This is a genomic window from Novipirellula caenicola (genome assembly GCF_039545035.1).
GTDB classification, from domain to species: domain Bacteria; phylum Planctomycetota; class Planctomycetia; order Pirellulales; family Pirellulaceae; genus Novipirellula; species Novipirellula caenicola.
This window is the reverse complement of the sequence record NZ_BAABRO010000024.1, coordinates 1-21,945: the sequence shown is the minus strand read 5'-3', so window position 1 is coordinate 21,945 and position 21,945 is coordinate 1. Positions and strand designations below refer to the sequence as shown.

Below are 21,945 nucleotides of genomic sequence, written 5' to 3'. Positions count from 1 at the left end.
TGTGGATGCTTCGCGATTCGGATTCGCCGCCACCCTCTGAAAATGTATCTAACAACCTGAACGCCAAACGAGGTTTTGCCAATGTGGCAGGCTGTCGCAAGCGTGTTCAAATTCGTTTTTGCAGCTGGAATTTCCGCTAAAAACGAATCGTCGTCAATACAAGTCCGGCTGGTTCAGGGCAATCCATCTGACGGTCGTGATGAGCCCATTTGCACGATCCATTGGTGGATCGAGCAAATGGGCGCGCCCGTCACGTCAAACATCCATCCGCACTAGCTCTAGCGGGCTACGCTTCATCGTGGTGGGAGGCTAATTGTACTCGGTCTGAATTCCTGTCGCTGCCTCCTTGACCGGCCAAAACAAGGCAAAAAAACTTCGTTTCTTAGGTGAACGCACTGCATCGGAGGCCTTTGCTTCTGTTGCCGCAAAGGACGAGGCAACGAGCCCGCCCAACCGTAGTGGACGAAGCAACGAGTCCCGGCAGCTGTCAAAATCCTGCAAGGATTCGTAGCGACGTCCACGACGCGTGAAATTTCACGGGTCGGTCATCGCAATTCTTCAAGGCTGCTCTTGGATCAATCGAAATTGACTCGGTTTCGCACCGTCGCTCCGCCCGACAAATTCGCCACCGTGAACCTGTGCTGCTTCAAAATGCGTGCGGCGATATGGCCGCGAACGCCAACGGCACACGATACGACCGTGGGTAGCGACGGATCGAGCTCGCCGATTCGCTCTCGCAGTTCATCGACCGGGATGGCAATAACCCCTGCTTCGGATTCGCTGCTCAGCGGCGATCCGGCCAGCGGTGTCCGCTCGATCTCGCCGGCGGTGCGGACATCGACCACTTGTTTGCCCGCTAAATCGGCATCGCTGTCGCAAAATGTTTCGATACCATCGAGCTGGTTGCAAGCGGCGAACGCGGCCATATGAACAGGATCCTTGGCCGATCCAAGTGGCGGAGCGTAGCTGAGGTCGACGCCGCTGAGTTGTCGAACCGAGCCTTCGAATTGCATGGCCGTGGCGATCACGTCGATTCGTTTATCAACGCCTGCACCGCCGACGGCTTGCGCACCGAGGATCTTTCCCGTTTCCGCCTGGTACACCAATTTCAGAGTCATCACCTCGGCTCCGGGATAGTAGCCCGCGTGATTTTTAGCCACGATCGTGACGCTGGCCGCGTCGACCCCCATTCGTTTTGCCATGCCACGCGACAATCCCGTCATCGCCGCACTGACGCCAAACACCCGGACCACCGACGTCCCTTGCACGGTCGGCATCGGGTCGCTTTGGCCGGTCGCAGCATGCTGTCCCGCCAGTCGTCCCGCCCGATTGGCCGGGCCTGCCAAGGAAACTCGCATCCGTTTTCCGGTCGGACCGAACCGATATTCCGCCGCGTCACCGACTGCGTAAATATCGGGATCGCTGGTTTGCATGAAGTCGTTGGTCGCAATCCCGCCGGTGACTCCGATCTCCAATCCCGCATCAACAGCAAGTTGGATGTTGGGTTGCACGCCAGTCCCCATCACAACCAAATCGGTCGCGATCGTGCTGCCGTCGCTCAAGCGGACCTCGGTCACTTGGTTATTGCCGTCGGTGACCAAACCGGTGACGCTGCGGCCCAGCAGCAGCGAAACTCCTTTGGCTTCGATCTCATCGGCGATCGGCCGAGCCATCTCCGGATCAAGCAGTGGCAATACTTGCGGTTGCAGTTCTACCAGCGTGGTGTTGAGTCCCCGCTGGGCAAGCTGTTCGACCATTTCCAGCCCGATATAGCCCGCACCGACAACGACTGCGTTTTTTGTTTGTTTGTCGTCGACGATCGCCTTGATGCGATCGGTGTCATTCAAGTTTCGCAGGCTGAGAACATTTTCGGCATCCGCGCCATCCAGATTGGGGCGAATCGGCGACGCACCGGGCGCCAGGATCAATTTGTCGTAATCGATCCAAGTGATCCCCGAAGTTTCACCGCAACGGACTTCCACCCGTTTGTTTTGGCGATCAATCGACAACGCCTCGTGTCGCGTCCGCACATCCAAGCGAAATCGGCGGCGTAAAAATTCGGGCGTGGCGACAAGCAGCGAGTCGCGTTTAGGAATTTCTTCGCCAATATGATACGGCAAGCCACAATTCGCGAACGACACGTCAGGATCTTTCTCTAACAGAATGATCTCAGCGGTTTCATTCATCCGGCGGGCTCGCGTTGCCGCCGACGCCCCGCCGGCGACCCCACCAACAATGACAATGGTAAGCGGCTTGGTGGCATTCATCGTGATTGGGTTCCTTCGTATCGCGGAGGCTGCAAATATCGTAAGTTAGAGAACTATCGACAATCGGGGCTCTTGGGAAGCCCCGTTTTCGCGCGGCCGCGTCGATCGATCGCACCCGGATGTCCCCCGTTTAGGATAGGTTGCGACGAGCTGTCGCAGTTTGTGGATCCCCTGCGTAATAGCGATGCCTCGAATTACACCCGCCCGATTTGCTTTGGTCGCCAATGGCGGATTGGTTTTCGGTTTTTTGCTCGCGACCTTTCTTGTCGATCCAGCGTTCGCCTGGGGCATCGTGTTGATGGGCTGCAGTTTGATCTACTCGGGATCGAGCGGTTTTTGCGGATTTGCCGTGATCTTTGCGAAACTCGAGTCGTTTTTGGGGAAGTCGAAGGCACCGTAGGCCAAGGTTTCATCCCAGAGCAATGGCCGTTCACTCACGAAAACGCATTCACCGGTACCGTGATCGCCAACGCGGCGAAGCATTTTCGTAGCGGAACTCGTCAAACGGCTTGTTGATTTAGTCGTACGATGGACTTCCTAGTCCGTCGAATACACGATTGACGGACTAGGAAGTCCATCATGCCCCTTTGCCGCAGGAAACTTCATTAAATCAACAAGCTGTCAAGAGTTTCGGGGGCATGCACCGTGAAACGAAAGTCTTGATGGGCTGTTGATTTAGTCGTACGACGGACTTCCTAGTCCGTCGAATGCACGATTGACGGACTAGGGAGTCCATCATACACCCCTTGCCGCAGCAAACTCCACTAAATCAACAAGCCGCTGGCGGCTTCCGCGACGTTGCCGATCGCCTGCGGCGAACCCAAAGACGACCATTGAATTTGACCGGGAACCGCCGGGAATTTACTCGCTCGTCGCTTTGCGTCGCTGTTCTTCCCGCCACGCGTACCACGGATAAAGCAGGGCTCCAAAGGCAATCGTGCCCCATCCGACGGCGGCTTGCACCGGTGAATTTACCGCCGACAACGTCGCCGCCAACAGCGTGCCGCCGACAAATACGATCGGGGTGATCGGGTACAGCAGCGGCCGAATTCGATCGCCCGATTTCCCTCGCACCCAAAACAGTAGACTTGCCGTCAGCGCCGCACTGACCGACAGCGTGAAACCGAGGTAGCTCAGCAAGCGCTCGAGGTTGGACACGTGAATCACGATGATTCCCAAGATGGCCTGAGTCCAAATCGCGGCGACCGGAGGTTTGCCGGTGATTTGGCCCGAGAAGCGGAACCAGCCAGGCAAGAATCCATCTTCGGCCATCTTCGCGTAGACCCGCGGACCACTCATGATCATCGCGGAAACCGACGTAAACAGTCCCACCAGGATCACGACTCGGACAAAACTGGCAAACGTGGCTCCGGCAATCGCTTCGGCGGCCTTGGTGGCGACATCGGGTTGACCTACGATCGCTTCGCTCGGTGCGGCCAACACAAACACGGCGTTTAGCAGCAGATAACAAAGCGTCACTAGGCACGTGCCCCACAGCATCGCCCGCGGCACATTGCGGCTCGCGTTGTTCACTTCGCCTGCGATATAGACGGCCGCGTTAAAACCGCTGAAGCTAAGCGAGATGTACATCAATTGAGTGGCAAACGTCAACGAAAACGTCGTCCAGGGTACGGCTTCGTTTGTCACCGCTTTGGCTGGCACGTCCACCGGTGCACTGGAGCGCATCACAACGGCGATCACTACAAAAGCCGCGATCAACACGAATTTTAAAATCACCACGAGATCTTGAACCCGAGCTCCCGGGCGTACCCCAACCGTATGCAGGATCGCCGCCAAAACGACGACGGTCGTGGCGATGCTGCCCTTGGGCATGGTGTCTTGCCAGCCGAGATAGGCTTCGAAGGTGGTCGCGGCAAATGCGATCGCACCCGTAAAACCGGCCAGCAGCGAGACCCAACCGGCCATCAAGCCCGCAATCGGGTGCAGTTTGCGAGAAAGAAACAAATACTCGCCGCCCGACTCGGTCAATTCACGAGCCAACGCGCCGTAACAAATCGCGCCACAGATCGCGATCACGCCACCGGTGCCCCACGCCGCCAGTACCCACGCAGGCGATCCAAGTGCGGCCAACGTGAATCCGCTGGTCGTATAGACCCCCGCGCCGATCATGCTGGCCGCGACCAAGAACATCGCCGAACCTAAACCGAGCGGTGTGTGTGGGGGCGGGGTTGTCTCGTTGTCGACCTTTGATTCGAGTGATTCGTTATTCATCGCCCGCCTGGTCCGGCTTGCGAAATTCGAGGAAGTAGTTTTCTTTAAAACCAGGGATCTTGCGTTCGGCGGTCAGTTCAAAACCAACCGATTGCACTTCGTCGATGAAGGTCTCTTTGCCGGCGCGAACGTGACCGAGGGTCCATTCGCGAGACACCCCGGGGATTCGCTCAAAATCGATAATCACCACCCGTCCGCCTGGGCGAAGCGAATTAAAGATCGATTGCATTGTTTGTTCGGGAAATTCAAAGTGGTGGTAGACGTCACAGATGAACGCCAGGTCGACCGAGTCCGGCGGTAAGCAAACCGAATCATCATCGCACATCACCGTGGTGACATTTTCGACGCCGCGTTGATCAAACTGGTCCACCAAGTACTGGACAAATTTGGGCGAGATGTCCACGGCGTAGACCCACCCTTTGGAGCCAACCGCAGTGGACATTAGCAGCGAGTAAAATCCGGTGCCGGCACCGACATCGGCGACCCGGTCGCCCGGTTTCAGGTTCAATCCTGCCATGATCGCATCGCGAGCGTGGTAGACCTCGCGGCTTTCGACTTCAAACCGCTCGACCCACGCTTGCACATCCATTTCCGGATCAAGGAAGCTGTCGTTGATCCCTGGATTGACGCTCGCCGCTGGCGAAATGGTCGCGGTCTGCGCGATCAGCGGGGTGGGCGAGAGTAACAGGAGCAGCGTGAGCGAGAGCAAGTCAAAACGCTTCATTGGATCCTCGGTCAGGTAGGGGGGAGAGACTCGGCGATGATTGTAGTCAAAACAAGCGAGCCGAGTCCGCAGGGGGAGCGTGTTCGCAATAAAAGATGAAATCGCCAAACGCCAGCAACAACCCGCCAATGGCTCGCGTCGCAATGGCGCCAGCAATATCTTCGCCGTAGCGCGGACTCTGGTAGAAAATAAGACGGGGCCCGCAGCGTTCATGAACCGAATGGGAAAAGAAGCCGGCAAAAAAATGGGTGGCAAAAATATTGAAAAGCAGGAACTTGGAGATTCATCTTTTTGCCCTCCATGTTTTTGCCGAGGTTTTCTTCATTCTCTGAAACACCTGCGGCGACAGCTTATGGCCCGATGTGTGGGTATCGAAGGTATCGCAGTTTTAAAGTGCCGGAGGCACGGCAGCACGTAGCATGGGGCGTGAGCCCCATGAGGGCTGTTGGCAAACGTCACGGCAGCCCCGGAGGGGCGACAGCAACTCTTCCCCGCAATGCGAACGTTGGTAGGAAGAGGGAGGTAGGAAATAAGAAGGGGGGCCCGCAGAGTTCATGAACCGAATGGGAAAAGAAGCCGGCAAAAAGATGGGTGGCAAAAATATCGGGAAAGTAGGCTGCTAGTGAATCATCTTTTTGCCACCTGTTATCTTCGCTGGTGTGATGTCCGGCTATCGAATGGTTTTAAAGGTTACGAGTTCATTTTTGATATTGGCCCAGTGAATCGCATTGAGCGAAGTGTGATTGAGCAATCGCTTTGCATGAGTTTGGAATGACTCTTCACCTTTTGACAGTGCGGTCAATTTGAACGCGATTCCGGGTGCCACAAGTCCCATGGGCTGTTCGCCAAGGTGCCCCTGGCGGCCGTTGACACTCACGAGCTGATTGCCGGATTCTTCGCCGTGCAGGCAGTGTTGCAGCGCTTGCTCGTATAGTGACAGGCAGAGTCCCGTTCCCCAGTCCCGCAGCAGGAGCACTAAGTGCGCATAAAATTCGTGTGCCCCAGGTGCGGAAAAATCAAAGTGGTTGCTGTCTATCTTGAATTGCCTTAAGTCCGCCAATCGCTGATGGCAGTTCACAAACTCGTGTTGGACTTGATCGGGTTGTGTATTGACAATTTTGGCGTGTGACAAATCGAACAGAAGCAGATATTGCATGGCCTGGCTCCGATGTTTCGGGTGGATGGTATCAGCAACCTTGAATTCGAACAGGCCGGAGCCCGAAACGATAACGTCGGCAAACAGTCGCTTAACAAAGGAACCATGAATCAACTCTACCAATACTTCGATCTCCACATCATGCATTCGAGCCGCTAGCTCTCTTTTGTAAATCTTTTCGTCGAATAATCGTCCGAACTCGTTGTGGATCTCGAAAACGTGTTGCATGACACCATAAGACAAGTCTTTGAACTCGTGCTGGGAGATCCGGGTGGTTTTGATGGAGGGGACAACTGGCATCATAAAATCCTCCAGGAGAAGAAACTGCGAATAAATGAATGCACAGTGTGGATCCATTTAGTGTACGTCTACGGGAATGGGGCGTCGACGAATTAGCATGGGAAGAAGCCGACAAAAAGATGGATGGCAAAAAGATCGGAAAGCAGAAACCTGAAGATTTGTCTTTTTGCCCCACATGTTCTTGCCGCTTTTTTATTCGGCTGCGTGACACTCTAGGAACTTCCGTCGCTCACTGGCGGACCGGTCGCGATAGCATCTACACCAAGCAAGAACGATTGTTTTTGCGTCAACTTGAAGCGACAGAGTCATGGCAGCATTGGCGTGATCCCCATCTGGGCTGGTGCCAAACGTCACCAAAGCCCAAAGCGGCAACAGCAATATCTTCGTCACAATGCGGACGTTAGTAGGGAACGGGAAGTAAGAAAATAAGAAGCGAGCCGTAGCGTTCATCTTGCGAATTGAAAAAGACCGGCAAAAAGATGGGTGGCAAAAACATCGGAAAGCAGAAACCTGGAGATTTGTCTTTTTGCCCTCCATGTTTTTGCCGCTTTTTTTCTTCGGCTGCGTGGCACTCTAGGAACTTCCGTCGCTCACTGGCGGATCGGTCGCGATAGCATCTACACCAAGCAAGAACGATTGTTTTTGCGTCAACTTGAAGTGCCAGAGTCATGGCAACATTGGCGTGATCCCCATCTGGGCTGGTGCCAAACGTCACCAAAGCCCCGGAGGGGCGACAGCAAACTCTTCGCCGCAATGCGGGCGTTAGTAGGGAACGGGAAGTAAGAAAATAAGAAGCGAGCCGTAGCGTTCATCTTGCGAATTGAAAAAGACTGGCAAAAAGATGGGGGGCAAAAACATCGGAAAAGTAGGCGGCTAGAGTTTTATCTTTTTGCCCTCCATGTTTTTGCCGCTTTTTTTCTTCGGCTGCGTGACACTCTAGGAACTTCCGTCGCTCACTGGCGGATCGGTCGCGATAGCATCTACACCAAGCAAGAACGATTGTTTTTGCGTCAACTTGAAGTGCCAGAGTCATGGCAACATTGGCGTGATCCCCATCTGGGCTGGTGCCAAACGTCACCAAAGCCCCGGAGGGGCGACAGCAAACTCTTCGCCGCAATGCGGACGTTAGTAGGGAACGGGAAGTAAGAAAATAAGAAGCGAGCCGTAGCGTTCATCTTGCGAATTGAAAAAGACTGGCAAAAAGATGGGGGGCAAAAACATCGGAAAAGTAGGCGGCTAGAGTTTTGTCTTTTTGCCCTACATGTTTTTGCCGACGTTCGCTTCATTCTCTGAAACACCTACGGCGACAGCATATGGCCCGATGTGTGGGCATCGAAGGTATCGCAGTTTTAAAGTGCCGGAGGCACGGCAGCACGTAGCATGGGGCGTGAGCCCCATGGGGGCTGTGAAGCATTTTCTCTTATGGCGTTTGTGCTAATTTAGCGTAGCGGAAGTCGTCAAGACTTTCGTTTCATGACGTATGCCCCCCGAAACTCTTGACGGCTTGTTGATTTAATCCAAATGCAAATCGTAGCAGTGAGCCGTGGGCCGTAAGGCACCGGGTAACGCGTGGGACCCGGCCGCTGACGCGTCGCGGCTCATTAAATCAACAAGCCGTTGACGGCTTGTTGATTTAGTGAAGTTTCCTGCGGCAAGGGTCGTATGATGGACTTCCTAGTCCGTCAATGGTGGATTCGACGGACTAGGAAGTCCATCGTACGACTAAATCAACAAGCCGTTGACGAGTTCCGCTACAGGAAATGCTTCACAGCGTTGCCTCTGGGGGCTAATTATTAGGCGTGACAATCCAGAGTCTTTCGGCGGTGCACAGGATTGCGGAATCGCAGCCTGGAAAGAACTGCAGTGTCAAGCGATTCGCATGTCCTTCGGGGATGATCCGAAACTGGTTAATCGTTCCCGTATCGCGATTCTGCCGATAGGCAATGCGTCTATCTTGTTCGTGCCACCAGATCACCGAATCGGTCATCGCAATCGGCCTGGTCCTTGATGGTAAATCCACCAACCCAATCTCGTACCACCGATCTTCGTTGAGCTTGAACAGTCGCCACCGCCGCTCTTTGGCGTCAACATCGTATCGGCCGACGACGAATTCGTATTCAGCCGTTCGTCGAAACTCCCTGCTCTGAAACCCACCGGCGGGAAAACGCGAGAATTGGTTGGCATCAAGTTCGTATCGCCAAACACCATTGCGATTGGAGTAAACGCCTGACTCTAAATCGTATCCTTCATCCATCACGATAATGACTCGGTTCTCATCTTGCGCCATCATCAACCCACAGCGAGCACCCGGAAAATCATCCAAGGGTGTTTTCGCATCTTTTCTTTGGCATGACGCAAGCAATTCGACCTGCTTTGTTTGCAAATTGATCGAGACGAAGTTTGCGTCGGCTCGTTCTTCCCCAACCCAGCTCAATAGGTTGCCGCCGACCGGCAATACCTGCTGGATGCAATTCGATGAAAGTCCCCAGCTCGTATCGATTTTGAATGCAGGAGCACCACTCAATGGAAACGCCAAGATTCCGCCACCCTCGGTCGTAACAAAAACATGATCTTCTCCCTTTACAATCACGTCCGGGATGAACGGTCGGCCATAATAGGTTCGCATGAATGGCGGGACTTCCTTTCTAACATTTCGTTCTTTTTCTTCCTCTCTGATTTTCAGGTGAGACAACTCCAGCGTTCCGATTTGCCTCATTTCGGCACCCTCCTCCGCAGACGTGCGGTAGAGTCGTACCTGGGTCAGCTTAGCTCGCGTGCTGACATCAAGGGCAAGCACAAATACGTCATCGCCAATGATTTGGGCGTTCAGCAACCTTGGTTCTGTTCTACCCGTCTGGGGAAGCGTGATTTCTCGAACATGCTTCCACGCCAATGGCATGTTGATGGTTTCAATCGACGTGTCCTTTGTCGAAAAGGGTTTCTCGACGCGTGCACGTTTATCCCGAATGACGTTGATCAATGATGCGTGCTGTTGGTCGTCTAAGCCAAATCGATTTTTAGCGACAATTTCCATCGTCCTGTCGAGAAGTGCCAGATCTTCGGGGATGTAGTAATAATGGGATGGGGCCACGACGTTTTTAATGACTCCGGAACAGAGGATGCCGTGGTCAAGTAAACGAAAATAAGCATCGCTGTAGACTTCTCGCCGACGGTCGGGATCGGGTGTCAGTGAGCACGCATAATCGAATAAACGCCCCAGCGTGTTTCGCTGGTGACTCTCTTGATAACGAAGCTTGCGAACGTAGGCGGTAACGAAATCCCGAGACTCGATCGCTGCTTGCTCATCAACCCGCTCGATTTGGTCCGCAATGTCGTTTACCAATCGAATCACTTGCGACTGAAATGCATCCGAATAGACAAACCCTTGTGTGTCCCGCTGCTCACGCAACAAAAAATAGCGAGCGGCAAGACTCGCGCTCGGATTGAAGGCTGGGTCTACTTCTGAAAGACTTTTTAGCAGTCGCGTTTTGGCTGACGGGTTCAGATCATCTATCGATAGGCGTAGGCCATAGAGATGTTTGAGCCACCGGTCATGTTTTAAGTTCTTTTCAAACGTCGAAACAAATCGCTCGTCCCAATTGACCAGGCAATGCCGATCATGGTCCCCGGTCAGTCGCACTAACTCTAACGAAGAGATCTCGTTCTCGAACCGCTGCAGTGCCTCTCCCGAGAGTTTGCGTCTCGCGTCGTTGGCGAAATCGGTAAACACCGTTTTGTAAGCGTCTTCATAGAAGCTGCGAAGTTCGCTGAAAACATCAGGCGACCGATCCGGATCGACTCGAAGGACCGACGAGCCGATGCCATATGGAAAGGTGAAATCGATCGCGAGCATGTTCGCAGGACGGGTTTCATCATCGAGAAACGGCCACGCTGGCTTGGTTTGTTCGGTTTGATGAATTTTTATGCGGAGTCCGAGCAGGTATCGCGCGAGTTCGACGCACTCGCGCCACTGATCAGCGGAGATGTCCTTCCCACCGCGATAGAATTGTCCTCGTGCCGTCCCCACGAACGAATTCGACTCAATCAAGAGGCTTCGGTGGATCGAGCGTGCTAGCGAAACCAAGACCTCGGGATCGTCGCTCAACACATAGGCCGCTTCATAACGAACGGCTGCAGAATAAGGTTGCCGCATCATCGAATGCCGCCTTGCCTCACGCAGTAAATTCCTCGCTTCCACCTCATGCGAGTCGCCGTTTTTTTCTCTCGTCGTTGGCTGTGTCAAAAGCTCGGCAATTGACTCGGCAGTCTCGTTAGTCAACTTTGCGAGATCGGCTTCGGAGGCATCGATACGCAATTTCTTAACCAGTGATTTTGGCTCGGGATCATCGGCTTGGTAGAGCAGTAAATCGACTTTGATCGTGTGTTGGTCTAAACGCGACAACTGCAAGGTCAATGTTTCCGTCGAGCTGAGCAATCGAGCTTGGATTTTTGCGATAGGCAGCATGTCTTCTTTGAGTACAAACCGAAGTCGCGAACGCTCCAGTAATCCAACCGAAGGCAGCTGAGTCAAGCTCTGCTGGAGTCGTGCGACGTATTGGTCGGATGTACTTTGCCACTTTGGCGGCAGATCAACATTTCGCACCGAGGCCAACGAGATTATCGGTAGCGTTGACAGGTCAATCTTTCGGTACTGCTTTGCCACGGTGCGGATGCGTTCCGCCAATTGGTGTGCGACTTCGATCGGGTCCGAAGACGCCAGTTCACGATCCTCGATGCGTATTCCTGTTTCACCATCGAAAACGATCATTCTGCCGCTGGCGTTCGTGGTGCCTTTCTCCCAGATGACAAACATCTCAACGCCCAGTAGATGTCCGAGCAACAGCGAGTCAGAGTGGCTGTTCATGGTGGCGAGCTGCTGTTCGCTGAGCACCTGTTCGATACGACTTCGCTCTAAGATTTGGAAGTCGCTATTTTGAGCCAGCTCAACGGTCGCCAGCTCCACGATCGTGGCGTCTGCGGGGGCCGCAGCAAAGACCGCGATGGTTTCCGCTCGAGTTGGCCCGGCGAAGAGGCAGGTTGCCAACAGGCAGATGGAAAGGAGCCGATCGCGTTCGAACATGATTTTGCTGCTTGAATTCAAGTGTAGATGTCCTGCCCCGAGTATACCTCAGACGCCTCGCCCACCGGCGCAACTACGCAAACGCGGATTTGTTGGGCCATACAATGCGTAGGCAAAAATCGTATCGGTTGAGCGTCTTCTCGAAGTGCCAGCGGCACGACGGTATGCAGCCTGAGAGGCGCGTCTCAGGTTTTTCTTAAATAGAAAAGACCCGGCAAAAAAATGGGGGGGCAAAAATATTGGAAAAGTAGGCGGCTAGAGATTCATCTTTTTGCCCTACATGTTTTTGCCGCCTTTTGCTTCGGCTGTGCGACGCTTCACTAGCGAAGAACAACTCGAACAGAGGATATCGCAGGAGCTTCCGCCGCTCACCGGCGTCAGCGTTTGTCCCCGAACGCGGGTATGACCGTTTCGCAGTTTAGAAGTGCCGGAGGCACGGCAGCACGTAGCATGGGGCGTGAGCCCCATGGGGCTGGTACCAGACGCCAGCAAAGCCCCGGAGGGGCGACAGCAATCTCTCCACCGCAATACGAACGTTGCTAGGAAGATGAAGGTAGGAAAATAAGAAGAAGGCGGCCGCAGCGTTCACGCGGCGAATTGGAAAAGACCCGGCAAAAAGATCGGTGGCAAAAATATCAGGAAAGCAGACCGCTAGAGCTTCATCTTTTTGCCCTCCATCTTTTTGCCGTCCGTTCGTTACGGTTTGCGGCGGCTGAATAGCGTGGACTGCTCCGAGAGCGGAGCGACACTCGCCAGGACGAACCGCGGGATGGGACGGTTTGCGAGGGCAAAACCGAAAATACTGAACGTTCGGGACGGGGAAGTGTCTTTTTTCTTATAAGCAAAAACACCTAGTGCGAGATGCAGCGAGAGTATGTTAAACTCTGCGGCACACCGGGGGTGTAGCTCAGTCGGTTAGAGCAGGGAACTCATAATTCCTTGGTCGCGGGTTCGAGTCCTGCCACCCCTACTTCTTACATTCGGACTTCTTGCGTTCGGGCACCACAGGCTCGCGTCCCGACTCGTCCCGGCGCTGGGCATTGGGTCATGCTGGACGCGAGAACCGGAAAATGGTGCAGTCGAGACATTGGCACCAAGAATCGCTGAACGACGATTCGTGTCGTCAAAATCTTCCACTTGAACCGCTTGCGGACAACGTGTCTTTGGTGAGCCCATCGAGCCATGATGATGCCGCGGCCTCCTGTCCTCCAGTCGCAACGAGACGAAATGCGATAGCCACGGGACGTGAGTCCGTGGAACAACACGCACCTCGCCCCGGATAGTCGCAACGCGACGGCAGGTGATGCTACGTTGGTTCGCCCCGGAAGGGTCATCGCAGCTTGTTTCGGCAGGTGACGCTATTTTGGGTTGCCAAATTTTCTAACGCCAGTTGGTCCGCAATTCACGCGAATGGACGTGAATGGGCAATGCACGAAAGCTTCGGTAGCGGCGAAGGCATTTAGCCCCATGCGTCAGTTTTGAAGTTGCGCGTTTGTATTTAGGGGCAAAGCCCCGGGCGTTTACCTAGCCCAGCCCAACGGGCTGGGACCCAAAAAAACAATGAATTGTAGGGCCAACGGCCCGGCCGTTTGCTGGGCCTTTGGCCCGAAGAACGTCTAAAAACGAAACTTCAAAATGCGTGAGCATCGGGTTTCAATTGAAAGATGAAGACAACGCGAGTGTTCAGCTCCAACGACGAAGCGCCGTTGCAGGCTCATTTTTCTGTCGCACCAATCTTTCTGTCTATCGATCGTCCGAGCAATCGCCGAACCAAATGCGCTGAGAGTCCGGCACACTACAGGAGTGTTCATCCCGCACAGTCGTCCTCGCCGTTCACGACCTTCGGTGTTTTGAGATGCCGCAAGTAAGGACAGAAAAATTGGTGCGACAGAAAGATTATTGAAGGAGAATCAGTCGGTTGTCTCGCCATATTGCTGTTGTCGCCTACCTTACGAACGTGAATCCGTGCGCCCGCGGTAGTAAACTTGCGAAGCGGTGGTGGGGGCACACCAGGCAACCTGAGGTTGGGCAGGAAGTTGGAGGGGGCAGGAAAATAGGAAAGCCAAAATGCGGATGTTGTCTATTCCGGCAGCGTCGCCTTACGCCTGAGAAGAAGCGAAAGGTTAAAAAATGACCGGTTAAAAGATGAAGGCAACGCGAGTGTTCAGATCCAACTACGAAGCGCCGTTGCAGGCTCATTTTTCTGTCGCACCAATTTTTCTGTCTATCGATCGTCCGAGCAATCGCCGAACCGAATTCGCCGAGAGTCCGGCACGCTACACGAGTGTTCATACCGCGACAGTCGCCCTCGCCGTTCACGACCTTCGGTGTTTTTAGATGCCGCAAGTGAGGACAGGAAAATTGGTGCGACAGAAAAATTCAAAGGTGGCGAACCGAGTGTCCGTCTCACCGCATTGCGATTGTCACCTGCTTCCCCGATCCTGAATCTGGACGCCATCGACATTGCAGCACCAAGCTCGCGATGCGATGGCAATTGCACTCCATTCAACCAAAGGTTGGGCAGGAAGATGGAGGGGGCAGGAAAATAGGAAAGCCAAAATGTGGATGTTGTCTATTCCGGCATCGTCGCCTTACGACTGAGAAGAAGCGAAAGGTAAAAAAAATGACCGGTTAAAAAATGAAGACAACGCGAGCGTTCAGGCCCAATGACGAAACGCCGTGGCAGTCTCATTTTTCTGTCTATTGATCGTCCGAGCAATCGCTGAACCGAATTCGCAGAGAGTCCGGCACACTACAGGAGTGTTCATTGCGCGACAGTCGCCCTCGCCGTTCACGACCTTCGGTGTATTTAGGATGCCACAAGTGAGGACAGAAAAATTGGCGTGACAGAAAGATTCATAGGCGGCGAATCGAATGGTTGTCTCGCCGCACTGCTGTTGTCGCCTGCTTTCCGAACGTGAATCCGTGCGCCCGCAGCAGCAAACTTGCGAAGTGATGGTGGGTGCACTCCATTCAACCAAAGGTTGGGCAGGAAGATGGAGGGGGCAGGAAAATAGGAAAGCCAAAATGCGGATGTTGTCTATTCCGGTAGCGTCGCCTTACGCCTGAGAAGAAGCGAAAGGTTAAAAAATGAAAGGGATAAAAGATGAAGACGACGCGAGTGTTCAGGTTTAACTGCGAAACGCCATGACAGGCTCATTTTTTTGTCGCACCAACTTTTTCTGTCTATCGATCGTCCGAGCAATCGCCGAACCAAATTCGCTGTGAGTCCGACACGCTACACGAGTGTTCGTTCCGCGACAGTCGCCCTCGCCGTTCACGACGTTCGGTGTATTTAGGAAGCCGAAAGTGAGGACAGAAAGATTGGTGCGACAGAAAGATTGAAAACGCGGCGAATCGCCTGCGGATAGTCCTTAGGTCGCATCCGAACCCAACTGTGACACTCGATGGGGATGGCAGAAAGGCACTGTTTGATGAATTCAAATAGGCCAACGAGCTACCAGCTCAATCCATCAAAAGCAGGAGGAGGTGTGTGCCATGCGACAAGGGCAACATGCAGACCAGCTAGCACGAGCGGCAATACGGTCCAGGCGTAAGCCGTCGGCAAACGATCGTGATCGGCATTGGGCACGTGGGGTGGTGTTCCCACGTAGGCGATTGTAGCGGCATTGATCGTGGCGGTGACCAGAAACATTGCACTAGCGATTGCAAGCAATCGTGCAGCAGGTTTCCACAAATATAGGAACAGGAAGTTCAGTTGAGTCAGGCGAGTCGATTGCATGCAGACGGGCAAATTGGATTACGCCGGCTCCGGTGAATCGCATGGTGCCCGGCGGTTGCTAATCGCGAGGGAACCCGAGTTCAGCCGCCTGTTCGTTGGTGATGATCATGGAGGTTACTGGATCAGGGTAGCTGTCCGCGTAAACCTCGATCGTGTCTCCTGGAGCGGCTGTCCAAGCTCCGAAAGACGTCCAGTTGACGACGACGATTTGCGAGGGTGCCAGGCTGGCGATTGGCGTCGCCGATCCGGTTGTTGCATCCGAAGGGCGAATGCCAACGATGCGTACGTTGAAAAGCGGCTTGGCGGATAGGTTCTGGATTTGGATGGTCTCAGCGACGCCGTCCAGTGGGACACTCGTAGAAACGGCGATGGGTGGCTGATCCGTGCGCGGTCCAATGTTCGGAAGGCAGCCGGCACAAATTAGCACACCAATCATTGCCGCAGTTCGGGGAATGCCAATCATCGTGTTACCGCAAACTCATTTGGGAGACTCTCGTGTGAACGCCCGCACCATCGGGTGCTCCAAGTGAATTCGACCTTGGATCACCCCGTGAGTCAAACGTTTTAGCGTTAATCATTTGGTTGCATGTAACAGACGAGTGGTCGATGGTTTAGTCATTTAGGAGCATGTTCGCTCACCACAGCACGTCGAACCTGGAGTCATTCGACAGTGCTCATTTAAGAGTTGGCTGGAGGCTGTCTGTCTCGACGCAAGCGGGTTGCCGGCCCCATCCGCCCATCAAGCGTTCCGTTTGGCACGGATTAGCATCCCAAATGACGCAAAGCAGCCAAATCCCTCCGATTTGTTGACTTTGACGCCAATCGGTGCCACGATAGATGCAGATGCAATTTGCATTCCGATACAACGTGAGTTTAACGGAGGAAGGCCGGCGAGATGACGATTGAAATATCTAGTGAATATGAGAGTGTTCTGCGTCATCTTGTGGCGAGCGGAGTCTTCCCTAGCACTAAAAGTGCATTGGAACATGCTCTCCGATTGCTAGCTGATGAACAGCGAGTCACCGAGCGGATCAATGGGGAACCGTCGATCCGCTCGATGCCCAAGCGTGTTGACATTGAAGAGCTAGCTACTGAGCAAAATGCCACTCCGTTCGATGCAAGCAGAGCGGATCCTGAGGACGTCTGGCCAGAGAACGAGCAAGTTGACGATTTCATCGCCTTCATCAACGAATCTCGCCAAGACGTACCGAAGTCGGGAGGCTAGTCGCTAATGGATCGTGTCGTTGTCGACACCGATGTTTTGTCGTTCTATCTAAAGAATGATTCGCGGTTCGCCAATTATGCAAGCGAACTTGATGGCAAGCAGCTTGTCATTTCGTTTCAAACGCAAGCGGAGTTGATGCTCTGGCAAGAACTTCACGACTGGGGTGACGTTCGTCGCAAAAAAGTTGCACGGCTGATCGCACAACAGTACCTCGTTTTTCCCGTCGACGAGGTCCTTTGTCGAACTTGGGCTCAGCTTAGGGCGGACATCAAGAAAGCGGGCCGAGTCATCCAGGTCGCTGACGCGTGGATTGCTGCAACGGCAGTTATGTTGGGAGCGCCGCTGGCAACTCATAACGTACGCGACTTCCTGCATGTCGTAGGATTGGAGCTGATCAATTTCCCGGTACGGTGATTGGGTATATCTTTTTCCACTTCAATCGCTACCCGGTATCGGCAAGCGGAGCACAAAACTACCTTCTGCAACATGCAAAAGAGTCCGCGTACCTTTTCTCCCGGAGAGCGGTAGTGATAGATCCCAACCTAGTGGCCATCCGCTGACCTACAAACAGACCGCTTGAATCGGACCATTGCTTTTAGCGGTTTCCATTGCGTTCAGGTTCAGCGTTCATTAGGCAAGCGTGAAGTTCCACCGATTTCTTGAAGCTGACGTTTGGCGGCGGCTTCCCGATCCGGTTCGGACCGCTCACGAAATGGGCCGATCGAGCGAACCGTGATGGTTTTCCCATTCTCCTGCATTTCGTACGACTCGCCGACGGTTATTCCGCCAGATGCTAGCATTCGTTCAATCATTTGTGCTTTCCGTGATAGAGACTTCGTTTTTCGTTTTGGCTTCTGTCTCGTGACAAATTGGCAAACGTCGTACCGAAGGCTTCTTCGCACGCGACATTGTAGCTGCTGAAGATTCGGTCTGTCGCAACGTCTCGAACGTGTACGAGAACGCAGAGCCTAGCATGTCGGCGGCTATCGCCGCAGCGTCAAAAACGGGGTGCATCTTTAGCTGATTTTCAAACGCGGCAGGGTTCTGTGAGTATGCAAATGCGTTGGGCAGCTTCTTCATCCCCTCGGATGAAGAGCTGTCAATCGCCAGGAAGCCGATGGTTTCCATGTGGTCCGCGTTACCGTCTGAAGCGTAGCGAATGGGAACAACCAACGCAGATGCATAACGGTCCTGCCAATCTTCGCGGGTGCATTGGTATTGATTCTTGGCGGCAGCAAGATCTGGGCAGCAAAAGCATCGCAATGGCTGCCATTTCGTTTTGCCATCGCTGATTCCGTAGATGCTAGCCCACGTCGAGCAGGCTCCGGCTGTGTGCTGATCTACTTCGGCGTCGCTGTCGATTGAGCCACGCGCCCCTGCATTGGAACTTCGGGAATACGTTGCAATCACATCACCGCCGCGGCCGTCTTCTTCCGCCGGTGCGGGGTAAATCATCTTGATGCAGACGTGAATATCTTTTGCGTCGTCTTCCAAAATTGACGCGACCATCTGTCGGGTTTCATCGCAGTACTGTTGAGCAATCGCCCGTAAGTGTTCAACGCCTGACAGGTTTCCGTGCGCACCCTGAATGGATATCGCTGACATTCGTCGCGATAGATGAGTCAATTGGTGCAGGTGCGTGATCGGACCACCAATCGCACGAGCACGCAGTTGGCGAAGCTTTTCGCGGCCCCAAGAGAATTGACGGGCAAGTCGAAGGAAACGTTTGTGATTCTTCCACGCCTGCCACCCAGTCGTCACTGCCGCGGCTACGCCGCCTCCCCAAGTCACCAGCGAAGTGCCGCCTGTCTCGAATTGTTCTTCCAAACCCTTAACTCCATGATACTACCGTGAATGAACCCAGCTTATTCGCTTTGGTAGTCGCAGCCAACGGGGGGGCAGCGTCTGCGATTCGACTGCATCAATTGCTAGCAAATTTGCTTGGCGTCGTTTGGGCAGGAAGAGGGCGTGCATGAAATATCCCATTAAGCCAGGGAGATTTTCTCGCTCACGAGTGCTAATCACATACCAAGTAGCCGACGCCCATTGCTCTGGTTTTATCGATTGGAACTCTGACGCAGCGGACGGTCACGGTGCATTGGTCGGAAGAGTCACGAGCTACCGCGGTGTTGTACCGGCGATGATGATCCTGCTCGGCTTGATGAGTTTCCAGTGCAAGACGGGCATCCGCCGGATGCTGTGAAGCATTGCCTCCGGTTGCGACGTTGCCGACGAGTCATCAACGAAGAAGGATTTGTTCGGGCTGGCAAAAAGCGTCTGGAAAGAATCGTTGATCCGTTCTGCCTTATATCCCGCTTTGACGAGGGGGCGGTTGGCGGTCGGCGGGCGAAGTGGGGGCTCGTGCTTCGACTTGTCTGAAACTTTGGTGCTTTGATGGAGTGGAGCTTGCTAAAATAAAACTCGCTGTTTCTTGGGGCTGGGAGGATCTTTAGCAAGATCCACTACCCTCAAATGAATGACTGACAAAGGTCTAGGAAGTCGCTGCTAGCACGAGCTCGCTTGTTCCCTTGGGCAAGTTGAAACAGGCGACAAGTTTTTGATCGTTGGCGAGCCATGTCCCTGCATCCAAAGTCGATCGATCGGTCGTCTCGCGAAGTAGCGTGCGATCGTTTCCCTGCTGGAGACTCACAGGTCCCGAACCGCCGTCAATCTGCAACGTGAATCGTTCCGCGGCAAAGGGGGCGGTCAGCATCAAACGGTTACCCACGCGGCTAATTTCGGTCAGCTGTTTGGCGGCCCAGTAACGGGCAATCTCGCTGACCTTCATCCAGATCGTGTCGTCGGCGAATCGCGACGCCAACGCCCCAACGACTCGTTGGAAGGAACGGAATCCTTCTTCGCTGCCGTTGCTGTACATCCCCGGCCAATGACAGATCATGACCGCCGGTTGCCGCCGCTGGATCAGTTCGACCATTCGGCCGCTGGTCGCTGCGGCATTGCAGTAGCGATCCGGTTCCGAGAGGGAATCGCCTTGCCAACCGCCAAACCAATCGCCTGTTCCCGCCGGCACGTTCACTGTCACCCGCACGTCGTCGGTTCCCACGCCGCGTAAATGTTCGAGCTTGGGTTCGGTGCTCTGGTCGCCCGAGATGACGTATTTGAAGTAGTGCGGCAGTTCGATTCCGTAGACGTCGCGAACCGCTTGGTCGACCGCGATCGGCAGTTCGCCTTTCATCGAATTGCCAAAGCCACCGGGAGTGGTGATTCCTTCGCAGGGAAGATCACAGTTCTTCACAAGGCGAAGGGCATAGGCCAGGTAGGCTGCCAATTCGTCGACGCTCTTCTTTTCCTGGGGATACGAATTCTCCATCGTTGCCGCACTGATTTCCTGCATCGGTCGGCCGGTCTTCAAGTCGATCACACGCGTATGCGTGATCATCTCGGGATGAATGTCCCAGTTGGGAAGCATCAATTCGCGGACAAGTTTTAGGCTGGACTGCATATCGGATCGCGACCAACCGGGCAGTTCTCGGTCGAGCCAGCCGACGCAGGCAGGGTTGGGGACGATACTGTACTTGCCTTTCACGCCCTGGCTAGCACACCACTGACCAAACTTGCGGACAAAGCTATCGGGGATCTCACGCGGCCATGATCTCCACGGTTTTTGATACTCGGTGCGGTTTGGCAAGGCGGTCGCGAACTGCGGAGTGCAGAAGTGTCCCATGTTCACCAGGCACGTCGAGTCATCAATGATGTACGACAGCGGCACTCGATCTCGCGGCATCAGCACTTGAATGCTGGCGGGCCGGGTCGGCAGCAGAGCGGACGCCGCAGCCCCAGGCGTTTCCGCCAACCCTAAACGGGACATCCCCATACCGGCAACGGTCGTCGCGGCGGCGCCCCAGGCACTCGCGCGAAGAAACGCTCGCCGGTCCTGGGGCATCGATACACGGTGCTGGTTCACTTCGGACGCTCCCGGTTGCTACTGGCATGATCACGGCGGACGCACCCCGGCTCGCCGTACCACCTGATTCTATCGTGCACCGATGGACGCATGGGATCCGCTGCGCCGCACGTCCGCTTTGATTTCTGTAGTCTATTGGAAGAACCGAAACCTATTGGAAGAAGCATAGCCTATTGGAAAAAGCTCAGCGCGAGTACGCCGACGGTGATCAATCCCAGCACGACCACCAGCAGGTTCGGCATTACCTTGAACTTCTTCAGCAGCGAGGGGCCGAACTGGCCAATCAACAGTAGCGAGACAACGATCCCTAGAATGGCTCCTGCTGTGATGCCTTGGGCAATCAGAAACGCCGAGAGCAGAAGGAGTCCGCCGGTGATGCCGCCTGCGATCAAAGAAGCCTTGCTTTGAGCTTTGACATAGCCCATGACTCCTCCAAAAACGACAAAAACTCCATAGATTGCTGTCACGATTACCGGAAAGTCCACACAAGTCTCTTTAAATCTAATGGTCAAGTTCTGGCAGAAATGATTCCGTGGATTCCAACACAGGTTCATCCACTCAAGCTGCCGTTTGCCGAATTGTAATGGGACGCCCTTAAGGTGCCAGCCGCCGAGCGTCCAGTGCCACCTAACTTTGGGTAGCGGTTCGGCGCGGGGCCGGCCGGTTGTGGCGGGTAAAACGTTCGATTTTGACCGGGCGAGGCCCCACGCCGCTCCGCTATGAAGATCACTCGGCTAGGCACTGTCTGAGAACGCATCAGAGGCGGGAACTTGGTAGCGGAATTCATCAACGGTTTGTTGATCTACTGAGCCGCGACGCGTCAGCGGCTGGGTCCCACGCGGTACCCGGTGCCTTACGGCCCACGGCTCACTGTTGCGATTTGCATTGCGATTCAGTGAAGTTTGCCTGCGGCAAGAGGTGTATGGTGGACTTCCTAGTCCGTCAATGGTGTATTTCGACGGACGAGGACGTCCGTCGTACGACTCAATCAACAGCCCGTAAAGCATTTCTTTGTAGCTGCCGTTGTCGGAAGGTGGTGATTCGTATTTGGGTGGCAATCTTCCACGCTCTGGCGAGTCCTCATTCCGCTTCGCGGCACCCTAAATAATGAAAACGGCGGTTAGTGTATAATTTACGATGGCTGACGTGTGAGTTGGGTCGCAGATTGTGCTCCACTGGCGTCTAGAGCCCGTTGGCGAGTCTGATCCGGACGGTTGCTGCGAACCCTCAATTGTTGCCCGGACGGTTTGGCTGGTACAACCCGTCCGGAGTACGCGGAGCAGCTTGGTCGCTT

General features: G+C 54.3%; 15 protein-coding genes and 1 tRNA gene. 5 read left to right on the top strand and 11 right to left on the bottom strand.

Annotation, left to right across the window (positions count from 1 at the left end):
* Window positions 1-575: 575 nt before the first annotated feature.
* Window positions 576-2,267 (bottom strand): FAD-dependent oxidoreductase, encoded by a 1,692-nt coding sequence (locus ABEA92_RS27755; RefSeq protein WP_345688488.1) that lies wholly within the window; start codon window positions 2,265-2,267, stop codon window positions 576-578.
* A gap of 184 nt (window positions 2,268-2,451) precedes the next feature.
* Between ABEA92_RS27755 and ABEA92_RS27750 the strand changes: the two genes are divergently transcribed.
* On the top strand, window positions 2,452-2,667 hold the full coding sequence (locus tag ABEA92_RS27750; RefSeq protein WP_345688486.1) for a hypothetical protein: 216 nt from the start codon (window positions 2,452-2,454) through the stop codon (window positions 2,665-2,667).
* Window positions 2,668-3,128: 461 nt separating this feature from the next.
* Here the strand turns inward: ABEA92_RS27750 and ABEA92_RS27745 are convergent, their stop codons facing one another.
* The 4 genes from ABEA92_RS27745 to ABEA92_RS27730 form a co-directional block, all read right to left on the bottom strand.
* Entirely contained in the window at window positions 3,129-4,499 is a 1,371-nt protein-coding gene (locus ABEA92_RS27745) for an APC family permease (protein ID WP_345688484.1), read from the bottom strand.
* Window positions 4,492-5,223 (bottom strand): methyltransferase domain-containing protein, encoded by a 732-nt coding sequence (locus ABEA92_RS27740; RefSeq protein WP_345688482.1) that lies wholly within the window; start codon window positions 5,221-5,223, stop codon window positions 4,492-4,494. The genes ABEA92_RS27745 and ABEA92_RS27740 overlap by 8 nt, the downstream gene beginning before the upstream one ends.
* A gap of 670 nt (window positions 5,224-5,893) precedes the next feature.
* Window positions 5,894-6,682 carry a GxxExxY protein gene (locus ABEA92_RS27735; protein WP_345688480.1) on the bottom strand — a complete coding sequence of 263 codons (789 nt, stop codon included), beginning with the start codon at window positions 6,680-6,682 and terminating at the stop codon, window positions 5,894-5,896.
* 1,783 nt (window positions 6,683-8,465) lie between these two features.
* The gene (locus ABEA92_RS27730) at window positions 8,466-11,759 is read right to left on the bottom strand and encodes a hypothetical protein (protein WP_345688478.1); all 3,294 of its coding nucleotides are present in this window, start codon (window positions 11,757-11,759) and stop codon (window positions 8,466-8,468) included.
* 896 nt (window positions 11,760-12,655) lie between these two features.
* Between ABEA92_RS27730 and ABEA92_RS27725 the strand changes: the two genes are divergently transcribed.
* Window positions 12,656-12,729: transfer RNA gene (locus ABEA92_RS27725), tRNA-Ile, on the top strand.
* 2,487 nt (window positions 12,730-15,216) lie between these two features.
* Here the strand turns inward: ABEA92_RS27725 and ABEA92_RS27720 are convergent.
* Together ABEA92_RS27720 and ABEA92_RS27715 are read right to left on the bottom strand one after the other, a co-directional pair.
* Entirely contained in the window at window positions 15,217-15,501 is a 285-nt protein-coding gene (locus tag ABEA92_RS27720; protein ID WP_345688476.1) for a hypothetical protein, read from the bottom strand.
* Window positions 15,502-15,559: 58 nt separating this feature from the next.
* A complete protein-coding gene (locus tag ABEA92_RS27715) occupies window positions 15,560-15,964 on the bottom strand; it encodes a hypothetical protein (RefSeq protein ID WP_345688474.1) in 405 nt (134 codons plus the stop codon).
* Between the two features lie 432 nt (window positions 15,965-16,396).
* On the opposite strand from ABEA92_RS27715, the gene ABEA92_RS27710 reads away from it, so the two are divergent.
* Both ABEA92_RS27710 and ABEA92_RS27705 read left to right on the top strand, forming a co-directional pair.
* Complete coding sequence (locus tag ABEA92_RS27710) at window positions 16,397-16,726, top strand: hypothetical protein (protein ID WP_345688472.1); 330 nt, start codon at window positions 16,397-16,399, stop codon at window positions 16,724-16,726.
* 6 nt (window positions 16,727-16,732) lie between these two features.
* A complete protein-coding gene (locus ABEA92_RS27705; RefSeq protein WP_345688470.1) occupies window positions 16,733-17,140 on the top strand; it encodes a PIN domain-containing protein in 408 nt (135 codons plus the stop codon).
* A gap of 206 nt (window positions 17,141-17,346) precedes the next feature.
* Here the strand turns inward: ABEA92_RS27705 and ABEA92_RS27700 are convergent, their stop codons facing one another.
* Both ABEA92_RS27700 and ABEA92_RS27695 read right to left on the bottom strand, forming a co-directional pair.
* Entirely contained in the window at window positions 17,347-17,538 is a 192-nt protein-coding gene (locus ABEA92_RS27700; protein WP_345688468.1) for a hypothetical protein, read from the bottom strand.
* Window positions 17,531-18,553 carry a hypothetical protein gene (locus tag ABEA92_RS27695; RefSeq protein WP_345688466.1) on the bottom strand — a complete coding sequence of 341 codons (1,023 nt, stop codon included), beginning with the start codon at window positions 18,551-18,553 and terminating at the stop codon, window positions 17,531-17,533. Before ABEA92_RS27695 ends, ABEA92_RS27700 begins: the two co-directional genes overlap by 8 nt.
* Window positions 18,554-18,698: 145 nt before the next feature.
* On the opposite strand from ABEA92_RS27695, the gene ABEA92_RS27690 reads away from it, so the two are divergent.
* A complete protein-coding gene (locus ABEA92_RS27690) occupies window positions 18,699-18,929 on the top strand; it encodes a hypothetical protein (protein ID WP_345688464.1) in 231 nt (76 codons plus the stop codon).
* 288 nt (window positions 18,930-19,217) lie between these two features.
* Here the strand turns inward: ABEA92_RS27690 and ABEA92_RS27685 are convergent, their stop codons facing one another.
* The gene (locus tag ABEA92_RS27685) at window positions 19,218-20,651 is read right to left on the bottom strand and encodes a hypothetical protein (protein WP_345688462.1); all 1,434 of its coding nucleotides are present in this window, start codon (window positions 20,649-20,651) and stop codon (window positions 19,218-19,220) included.
* 170 nt (window positions 20,652-20,821) lie between these two features.
* Window positions 20,822-21,136: a TMEM14 family protein gene (locus tag ABEA92_RS27680; protein ID WP_345688460.1), complete on the bottom strand. Its 315-nt coding sequence runs from the start codon at window positions 21,134-21,136 to the stop codon at window positions 20,822-20,824.
* Window positions 21,137-21,945: the final 809 nt, after the last annotated feature.